This is a genomic window from Rhodococcus sp. BS-15 (assembly GCF_000813105.1).
Taxonomy (GTDB): domain Bacteria; phylum Actinomycetota; class Actinomycetes; order Mycobacteriales; family Mycobacteriaceae; genus Rhodococcoides.
In genome coordinates this window covers 1-9,020 of the sequence record NZ_BAOX01000207.1, presented here as the reverse complement: position 1 = coordinate 9,020, position 9,020 = coordinate 1, and the positions used below count along the sequence as shown (strand labels likewise).

General features: G+C 64.4%; 10 protein-coding genes and 1 pseudogene. All 11 read left to right on the top strand.

The genetic code is table 11. The features are described 5' to 3' along the window. The first annotated feature begins 214 nt into the window (after nt 1–214). Nucleotides 215–1,069, top strand: a complete 855-nt coding sequence (locus RHBS_RS19605) for a hypothetical protein (RefSeq protein ID WP_121872486.1) — start codon at nt 215–217, stop codon at nt 1,067–1,069. A gap of 132 nt (nt 1,070–1,201) precedes the next feature. After that, the gene (gene rplS, locus RHBS_RS19600) at nt 1,202–1,543 is read left to right on the top strand and encodes a 50S ribosomal protein L19 (RefSeq protein WP_027496692.1); all 342 of its coding nucleotides are present in this window, start codon (nt 1,202–1,204) and stop codon (nt 1,541–1,543) included. Between the two features lie 184 nt (nt 1,544–1,727). Beyond that, nucleotides 1,728–2,504, top strand: coding sequence for a signal peptidase I (gene lepB / locus RHBS_RS19595; protein WP_121870149.1), 777 nt, complete (start codon nt 1,728–1,730; stop codon nt 2,502–2,504). After that, the gene (locus tag RHBS_RS19590; protein ID WP_121870148.1) at nt 2,501–3,295 is read left to right on the top strand and encodes a ribonuclease HII; all 795 of its coding nucleotides are present in this window, start codon (nt 2,501–2,503) and stop codon (nt 3,293–3,295) included. The genes lepB and RHBS_RS19590 overlap by 4 nt, the downstream gene beginning before the upstream one ends. Before the next feature lie 37 nt (nt 3,296–3,332). Next, nucleotides 3,333–3,638: a DUF2469 domain-containing protein gene (locus RHBS_RS19585; RefSeq protein ID WP_008717288.1), complete on the top strand. Its 306-nt coding sequence runs from the start codon at nt 3,333–3,335 to the stop codon at nt 3,636–3,638. Nucleotides 3,639–4,060: 422 nt separating this feature from the next. Continuing rightward, a complete protein-coding gene (locus RHBS_RS19580) occupies nt 4,061–4,405 on the top strand; it encodes an Lsr2 family protein (protein ID WP_037189646.1) in 345 nt (114 codons plus the stop codon). 350 nt (nt 4,406–4,755) lie between these two features. After that, entirely contained in the window at nt 4,756–5,112 is a 357-nt protein-coding gene (locus tag RHBS_RS19575) for a YraN family protein (RefSeq protein ID WP_121870146.1), read from the top strand. After that, nucleotides 5,112–6,617: a YifB family Mg chelatase-like AAA ATPase gene (locus RHBS_RS19570; RefSeq protein ID WP_121870145.1), complete on the top strand. Its 1,506-nt coding sequence runs from the start codon at nt 5,112–5,114 to the stop codon at nt 6,615–6,617. The genes RHBS_RS19575 and RHBS_RS19570 overlap by 1 nt, the downstream gene beginning before the upstream one ends. Continuing rightward, a complete protein-coding gene (gene dprA / locus RHBS_RS19565) occupies nt 6,614–7,735 on the top strand; it encodes a DNA-processing protein DprA (RefSeq protein WP_121870144.1) in 1,122 nt (373 codons plus the stop codon). The genes RHBS_RS19570 and dprA overlap by 4 nt, the downstream gene beginning before the upstream one ends. Nucleotides 7,736–7,830: 95 nt before the next feature. Then, nucleotides 7,831–8,613: pseudogene (locus RHBS_RS19560) on the top strand (siderophore-interacting protein). A gap of 69 nt (nt 8,614–8,682) precedes the next feature. Next, nucleotides 8,683–9,020 (top strand): site-specific integrase (locus tag RHBS_RS19555; RefSeq protein WP_187298562.1); only part of this gene is annotated, 338 nt, incomplete at its 3' end.

Sequence of the window (9,020 nt, the reverse complement as noted above, 5' to 3'; positions counted from 1 at the left end):
CGCAGCGGGATCGCCGAACGGCCGGGGGCGCAGGCGCAGCGGCACCGGCTGCTGGTTCGATGGCCGACGCGTTGCGGAAGGCGGGTTTCGGAAAATAGCGAGCGGCACCTCTGTCGTTGCTGCCCTCGGCGGTCCCGGACGCGAATAGTCTGAAACGCGATTCACCGGTCGTTCGGCCGTTCGGCAGGAAGGACGTGAGGCACACGTGAGGTGGTTGCAACACGGGGTCATCGATCACGGCCGCCTGCCGCTGCTGTGTTTCCTGCTCGGACTGTTGGTGGGATTCCTGCTGATTCGGCTCAGCGTCAGGATGATTCGCGCGGATGTGAAGTGGTGGCCGGGAAACATCACGCCCGGCGGTCAGCACATCCACCACGTCGTGTTCGGAATCGTGCTGATGCTGCTGGCGGGGATCGGCTTGATCGCGGTGTACGTCGACGGTTCCGAGTCGGTCGGGGCGGTGCTGGCGGCGATCTTCGGTATCGGCGCGGCGCTCGTCCTCGACGAGTTCGCGTTGATCTTCTATCTCCGTGATGTCTACTGGTCCGAACAGGGCCGCACGTCGGTGGACGCCGTGTTCGCAGCAGTGGCGTTCACCGGCCTGCTGCTGCTCGGCTTCCACCCTCTGGAGTTGTTGAGCCCGGCCGATTTCCGGGCCGATCCCGACCCGTGGGTGCGCGGCACCGTGGTGGTGTTGGCCCTGGCCAATCTCGCGCTCGGGGTCATCGTCCTGCTCAAGGGGAAGATCTGGACCGGACTGCTCGGGCTGTTCGTCCTGCCGATCCTCGTTCTGGCCGCAGTGCGGTTGAGCAGGCCGAGCGCACCGTGGGCGAGGTGGCGCTACACCACCAGGCCGAAGAAGATGGAACGCGCTCTGCGCCGAGAGAAGCGGTGGCGACGGCCGATCATCCGGGCCAAGATCTATCTCCAGGACGCGATCGCCGGGAAGCCGAGCATCGTGCATGCGCGTGAGGCCACCGAGGACGAATTGTCGCGGACGGTATTACCTGCGCCGATGGCGAGTGGAGCGGCTGCAGGCCGAGAAGCGCCGATTTCGTCGAACGCCTGATGGTCTGGCACAATGGTCGGGTTGCCTCTAGCAGGCACGGACCTCACTCGGAGTACGAACCAGTCGAGCCGTTGCATCAGCGAGCCGCTCGGTTCCTCTACTCATGCGCAGAACGCAAGGATGGCACAACCGATGAACACTCTGGACTTTCTCGACAATCAGTCGCTGCGTAGCGACATCCCCGATTTCCGCCCCGGCGACACGCTGAACGTGCACGTCAAGGTCATCGAAGGCTCGAAGGAGCGCATTCAGATCTTCAAGGGCGTCGTCATCCGACGTCAGGGCGGTGGCGTTCGCGAAACGTTCACGGTCCGCAAGGTCTCGTTCGGCGTCGGCGTCGAGCGCACCTTCCCGGTGCACAGCCCCAACATCGCGCAGTTCGAGGTCCTCACCCGTGGTGACGTCCGTCGCGCCAAGCTCTACTACCTCCGCGATCTGCGTGGCAAGGCCGCCAAGATCAAGGAAAAGCGCTGACCGGTTCCGCCCGGACACATCAGTTCACACCATGCCGCGTTGCCCGTCAGGGCGACGCGGCATGGTGCTTTCCGCCCACGCTCGTCCCGCCTTTCACCCCGCCGACGAGCGGATCGACCGCCGCGAACCGCCGGTGCGCAGACCGTCCGGCCGTGCGGGCGACGGTTCCGGCTAACCTGATCACGTGACGCAGTCCCCACAGGATCCAACCGACGAGCCCGACGACGAGTCTTCACGGAAGACGCGTCGGGAACGCAAGCCCCGATCGTTCTGGCGTGAGCTTCCCATTCTCATTCTGGTAGCGCTGGTACTGAGTTTCCTGCTCCAGACATTCGTCGCCCGGGTGTATCTGATCCCGTCCGAATCGATGGAGCCGACCTTGCACGGCTGCAACGGCTGCACCGGTGACCGCATCGTGGTGGAGAAGATCGGATACCGGTTCGGTGACCCGAAGCCCGGTGACATCGTCGTCTTCCGTGGCCCGGATTCGTGGAACGACGAATTCGTGTCTCAGCGGTCCGACAATTCGGTGATTCGTGGGGCACAGGAGGTCGGCTCGTTGATCGGAGTTGTCGCTCCCGACGAGAACGATCTGGTCAAGCGCGTCATTGCCACCGGCGGTCAAACCGTCGAATGCTGCGACGACCAGGGTCGAGTTCTCGTCGACGGACAGCCGTTGGACGAGCCGTACATTCAGATGGATTTTCCGTTCACCCCGGGGACGATGACGTGCGACACCGAGTTGAAGTCCGGACGATGCTTCGACCCCGTCACCGTGCCGGACGGCAACATCTGGGTCATGGGTGACAACCGGAGCAACTCGCGAGATTCCCGGTACCACGTCACCGACGAGTTCACCGGCACCGTTCCCCTCGACAACGTGATCGGTAAGGCCGTGTTCATCGCGCTGCCGCCGTCACGAACCGGCATCCTGGATTCTCCCGACATCCAGGGTCGATGACGGCAACCCCTCGACGTGCGCCGCGTGCGCGCGCAACACTGACTCGGTCGTCGTGGCCGCCGCGTCCGATCATCCGGCGAGCGGCCGGCTTACGGACGATGGAATCGGCGCTGGAGCGCAGTGGTCTCGGACCGGTCGCGGGAGTCGACGAAGCGGGACGAGGAGCATGCGCCGGTCCGCTGACCGTCGCGGCGTGTGTTCTCGGTGCGCGGGCTCATGCAGCTCTCGCGGACCTGGACGACTCGAAGAAGTTGACCGAGCGACGACGCGAGGAGCTCTTTCCCAAGATCCAGAGGCTGGCACTGGCGTGGAGCGTGGTGTCGATCGATGCGGCGGAGGTCGACCGCATCGGAGTCCACGTGGCGAACATCGAAGGAATGCGACGCGCGGTTGCCGGGCTCGGCATGACCCCGGGCTACGTACTCACCGACGGCTTTCGAGTACCCGGTCTTCCGGTTCCGTCGTTACCGGTGATCGGCGGCGACGCCACCGCGGCGTGCATCGCCGCGGCGAGCGTGCTGGCGAAGGTCTCCCGGGATCGATTGATGGTTCAGCTCGACGAGACGATTCCCGGCTACGGATTCGCCGTGCACAAGGGGTACAGCACGCGCGCGCATTCCGCCGCGATGACGGCACTCGGGCCCAGCGGTGAACATCGAATGTCCTATGCAAATGTCGCAGCGGCGGCCGCGGGGCTCTCTCGTGATTTGTCTGAGGGTCGTTCCGCAGGCTCCACTCCCGGGGTCGACGCACTGGGGCGAATGGACTGCCGCGACGCAGGTGCGCGATGATTGCTGTTCACGCCCGACTGGAGGATGAAAGAGACCGATGAGTGCCGAAGATCTCGAAAAGTACGAAACCGAGATGGAGCTCTCGCTGTATCGCGAGTACCGGGACATCGTGGGTCAGTTCAACTACGTCGTCGAAACCGAGCGTCGGTTCTATCTGGCGAACTCCGTCGAACTCATTCCGCACAACGCCGACGGTGAAATCTACTTCGAATTGCGAATGTCCGACTCGTGGGTGTGGGACATGTATCGCCCCGCCCGTTTCGTCAAGCATGTCCGGGTGATCACCTTCAAGGACGTCAACATCGAAGAGTTGGACAAACCAGATCTTCGTCTGCCGGAATAGCTCTCCTCGTCCGGTGCGGAGTAGCTGAGGCTCCCGAGCGTCGGACTCGAGTGACCGTGCCACGCCCGGCGTAGGAGCGGAGGGCTGCGAACCGCCTGATTCGATGCGATCGTTGTTGTTCCGGTTGTATTGCCACACGAAAAGCTGGACACCCGGCCAAATCGGTCCGCATGTTCTGTTTTCGTGCTCGGTGTCGCGGAAATTCGTTCGCGGTCGAACGGTGCGCGTGGCTGTGCCCATGAAACCAATTGCGCCACAGCACTATTCGATTTCATCGATTACGCACTCGAAAAGCTGATCAATTTCTGCACCGATATTCGTCGATTCGACACGTTGCGAAACGCCTGCAGTTCTTTGCGTGAATACGAGAATGGGTGGTAGAACTTGAATATCACATCCCCCAGACGTGTAAGAGGTACGAGATGGCACGCAAGACACTTGTGCAGATGATCGACGATGTAGACGGATCGGTCATCAAAGACGGCCAAGGTGAATCCATCGAATTCGGCATCGGTGGAAACCAGTACCGCATCGATTTGAATCTCAAGCATGCCAACGAATTGCACGAACAGTTGGCATTCTGGATCGAGCATGCCGAGAAGATTTCCGGACGCCGCACCCGTAAGGGCGGCGCTGCAGCAGCACCGGTTCGCGGCAAGGTCGATCTGCAGGACATTCGAGCGTGGGCACGCGAGAACGGCCACGAGGTCAGTGCCCGTGGTCGCATCAGCCAGGATGTGCAGGCAGCCTACGAGGCTGCTCACTGACCGTCCTCGCCGAACGAGGCATTGAAGTCTCCGCACCACGTTTTTCGTATCGGTACCTTCGTTGTCGGTACCGATACACCGCATCAGCTCCGTCCGAATTCGGACGGAGCTTTTTGCGTATCGGGTCTGCTCTCACCCGTTAACTCGGACACCCTCGAGCCCTAGCACGGCGGTCCGACACAGCGGACGAATCGCCGCCGGCAATCGAACGGTTCGTCCACAGTCGAGTAGTTGTCCACAGGGCAATCTCCCACCTGCACTTTCTTCGGTTCTCCTCTTTTCGGTCGTGTCACCGTCGAGACGACCGAATCGGCCGCAATGCACGGTCGGAGAGTGGAGGAACGGCGGACATGGCAACCAACCAGGAACTCGGTGCACGCGGTGAGGAACTCGCGGTGCGCCATCTCGAGGACATCGGACTGGATGTGATCGAGCGGAACTGGCGGCATCGATCCGGCGAACTCGACATCATCGCGCGCGAAGGCGACACAGTGGTGTTCGTCGAAGTGAAGACTCGATCGGGAATCGGATACGGAACGCCCGCCGAAGCGGTGACGTACACGAAACAGACTCGAATCAGAGGGCTCGCGCTGCGGTGGCTTTCGTTGCAGCAGGGACCGTGGGTGCAGATCAGGTTCGACGTGATCGCAATAGTGGTCGGTCGCAACGTCGAACCGGTCATCACGCACGTTCGGTCCGCATTCTGATGCCGCTCGGACGGGCCCACTCGGTGGCGGTCAACGGGGTCGACGGGGTGCTGGTGGAAATCGAAGCCGATATCGGGCAGGGCCTGCCCGGTACGCATCTGGTCGGGTTGCCCGACACTGCTCTCAACGAATCGCGTGATCGGGTCAAAGCAGCGGTGAAGAATTCGGGTGGCACGTGGCCGGACAGCCGGGTGATTCTCGCGCTGTCGCCCGCGACTCTGCCGAAGGGCGGATCGGTGTACGACCTTGCACTCGCATTGTCGGTTCTCGATGCCGCGAAGGCGATTCCGCGCGGATGCCTGTCCGACACCGTGTTTCTGGGTGAGTTGGCACTCGACGGCAGGCTGCGTGCAGTTCGTGGGGTCCTGCCCGGGGTGCTCGCGGTCAAGAGTGCGGGCTGGCAGCGGGTGATCGTTCCGCTGCAGTGTCTGCCCGAAGCGGGCTTGGTGGACGGAATCGAGGTGCTGGGTGCGGGTTCGCTCGGGGACGTGGTGGCCTGGCTTCGTGGTGAGCAGGCCCTCGAATCACCCATCCCGACCGAGTGGCACGAGGAGATCTACCCGGACCTCAGTGATGTCGCCGGACAGGCGGATGCGCGATGGGCCCTGGAGGTCGCCGCCGCAGGCGCACATCACATCATGCTGACCGGGCCACCGGGAATCGGAAAAACGATGCTCGCGCAACGTCTTCCGGGGATTCTCCCGCCGCTGACCGAATCGGAAGCGCTCGAAGTGACAGCCATCCACTCGGTGGCGGGCCTGTTGACCACGGCGCGGCCGCTCATCACGTCACCGCCTTTCATCGCGCCGCACCATTCGACCTCGGTGAGCGCATTGGTCGGGGGCGGAACCGGAATGGCCAAACCGGGAGCGGTCAGCCGCGCACACCGCGGAGTCCTGTTTCTGGACGAATGCGCCGAGATGAGCGTTCGGGTACTCGAGGCACTGCGTACTCCGTTGGAGGACGGCGAGATTCGTATTGCTCGTCGCGACGGTGTGGCCAGGTATCCGGCCAGATTTCAGTTGGTTCTCGCAGCCAATCCGTGCCCGTGTGCGCCGGCGCGGCAGGTCGACTGCGTCTGCCCGCCCACAGCGCGACGCAAGTATCTCGGCAAGCTGTCCGGGCCGTTGCTGGACCGCGTCGATTTGCGCATTCAGATGATGGGTGTCGCGACAGGCGCATTGGTCGACGAGGTCGGTGAGGGCACGAGCGAGATTCGCGCGCGTGTGACCGGGGCCAGGGACGCCGCTGCGCAGCGGTGGCGGGAGTTCGGTTGGAGGACCAATGCGGAGGTTCCAGGACCCGCTCTGCGTCAACGATTTCGATTGGCGCGCTCGACGCTCGCTCCGGTCGAGCGCGCATTGCGCAACGGATCGCTCACCGCACGCGGTGCAGACCGCGCCATTCGGGTGGCGTGGACGCTGAACGATCTCGCAGGCGGCTCGGTCCCCGGTGCCGACGAGGTCGGAGCCGCGTTGGACTTCCGGGACAGGGGAGTGGCATGACGGACGACTCGCGCCGACTCGCCTGGGCGTATCTGTCTCGCGTGGCGCAGGGCCCGCACCGACCGGTGGTCGATCATGCCGCAGCTCACGGTCCCGAATCGACGGCAGAAGCAGTGCGGGCCGGCGGGTTGGGGGAGCGACTTGCGGTTCGTGCCCACATCGACACCGCGGCAGCAGACCTCGATCACATCGCTGCGCTCGGAGGCCGATTGATCACGCCGGACGACGACGAGTGGCCGGCATGGCGTTTCCTCGGATTCGACGGCCCTGGTATGACGGCAGGGGTGGACACCTGTCCACCGATTGCGTTGTGGGCGCTGGGAACTCGGCCCGTGGCAACGATCACAGAGCGGTCGGTGTCCATTGTCGGGACACGCGCGTCGAGTCCGTACGGTGATCATGTGACGGCGGAGATATCCGCCGATCTGGCGCTCGACGGCTGGACCGTCATCTCGGGAGCAGCGTTCGGCATCGATGCCGCGGCACATCGAGCGGCTCTCGGAGTCGAGGGGACGACGATGGCGGTACTCGCCTGTGGCGTCGATCGTGCGTATCCAGCGGGCCATTCGCGGCTGCTGCGGCAGATCGCGGCTCACGGCCTGGTTCTGAGTGAATACGCGCCGGGCACGACCCCGGCGAAGCATCGTTTCCTCGCTCGCAACAGGCTCGTCGCGGCACTCGGATCGGCTGTGGTGGTCGTCGAGGCCGGGTGGCGCAGCGGTGCTCGCAACACGGCGGCCTGGGCAGCGAAACTGGGTCGGCCGGTGCTGGCGGTCCCGGGACCGGTTACGTCGCCCACGTCCACGGGCTGTCACCGCATGATCCGGGACGGCGAGGCCGTGCTGGTGTCGAGCTCTCACGACGTGGTCGCCGAGGCAGGCGCTCTCGGGTCCCCGGAGGAATCTCGGCCCGACCTCTTCCGTGAGACCGATGCGCTCTCGGACACCGCCCTGTTGATCTACGACGCGTTACCGGCAACCGGATCACTGTCGAGTCGAGAGTTGTCCGAGCACTCCGGTGTGCCGCTGAGCAAGGTGCGCGCATCCCTACCGGTACTGGAGATGGACGGATTCGTGGCCAGCGACGAGACCGGATGGTTCCGCGTGGTGCGTGGATGAGCGCACCACTACCCCGAGCCCGAACGGTAGGGTGTTAGGTAATGCTTAGTCGATGCATCGGGTATCGGCGTCGTTCGCTCGAAGAGGGGTCCGAAGTGCCACGTAAGAAAACCACCCTGTCCGTCCTGCGCACCGAAGCGCTCACTCCGCACATGCACCGGGTGTATCTGGGTGGGGCCAACTTCGACGACTTCGATGCGATCGACGAGACCGACGCTACGTCAAGTTGTTCTTCGGGACCGATGACGAACCGATCATGCGCACGTACACCGTTCGCTCGGTCGACACCGGCGCGCGGGAGATCGCCATCGACTTCGTGGTGCACGGCGACGAGGGAGTCGCGGGGCCGTGGGCCACCCGGGCGAAGCCGGGGGGACGAGATGTCGTTCTTCGGCCCGTCCGGTGGGTACGCCCCGCGCCCCGACGCGGACTGGCACCTGTTCGCCGGCGACGAATCGGCGATTCCGGCGATCGCTGCTGCCGTCGAGGCGCTCCCGGAAGACGCCGTCGCCAAGGTTTTCATCGAAGTTGCCGACCGGCACGACGAGATCTACATGGAGACGCTCGCCGTCGTCGATGTGACCTGGGTCCACCGGGGTGCGTCCTCGAACGAGGTCGGAGACGACCGGGCCGGAGACAACGCGCCCCTGATCGCAGCGGTGAAGGAAACGGAATGGCTGCCGGGGCAAGCTCAGGTCTTCGTGCACGGAGAAGCGCAGGCCGTCATGCACAACATCCGGCCCTACATCCGTAAGGAGCGCGGGGTCGGCGCCGAGTGGGCCTCGATCTCGGGCTACTGGCGCCGCGGCCGAACAGAGGAGACGTTCCGGGTGTGGAAGCGCGAACTCGCACAGGCCGAATCCGGAGTCGACGCCTGATCCGGCGACAACCCGTGCCGGACGGCGTGTCCGGTTGTCGCGCGGCCTGCCAGCGCCCAAGCTGAGCCGATGACCGATTCGCTGCCGTCTCACCTCGACATTCACGTCGAGGAGTTCGCCGAGCACCTGCGACTCGGTCGAGAGCGATCCGAGCACACCATCCGGGCCTACGTCTCCGATGCTCGTTCGTTGCTCGCTCACTTCGCGGAGTCCTCGCCGGATGCGACGATCGCCGACCTCGACCTCCGCGCGGTCCGTTCGTGGTTGGCCACGCACTCGGCCGCCGGGTCGGCCAGAACGTCGATGGCGAGGCGAACCTCGTCGGCGAGGACCTTCGGGAAGTGGCTCGAACGGGTGGGAGCGGTGGCGGTGGCACCGGCGGAACGCCTGGCCGGACCGGCAGGCCA

Coding starts and splice junctions, on each gene's coding strand:
- RHBS_RS19590 (WP_121870148.1), top strand. CDS start 2,501: ATGACGGCAACCCCTCGACGTGCGCCGCGTGCGCGCGCAACACTGACT.
- RHBS_RS19585 (WP_008717288.1), top strand. CDS start 3,333: ATGAGTGCCGAAGATCTCGAAAAGTACGAAACCGAGATGGAGCTCTCG.
- rplS (WP_027496692.1), top strand. CDS start 1,202: ATGAACACTCTGGACTTTCTCGACAATCAGTCGCTGCGTAGCGACATC.
- RHBS_RS19570 (WP_121870145.1), top strand. CDS start 5,112: ATGCCGCTCGGACGGGCCCACTCGGTGGCGGTCAACGGGGTCGACGGG.
- RHBS_RS19575 (WP_121870146.1), top strand. CDS start 4,756: ATGGCAACCAACCAGGAACTCGGTGCACGCGGTGAGGAACTCGCGGTG.
- dprA (WP_121870144.1), top strand. CDS start 6,614: ATGACGGACGACTCGCGCCGACTCGCCTGGGCGTATCTGTCTCGCGTG.
- RHBS_RS19580 (WP_037189646.1), top strand. CDS start 4,061: ATGGCACGCAAGACACTTGTGCAGATGATCGACGATGTAGACGGATCG.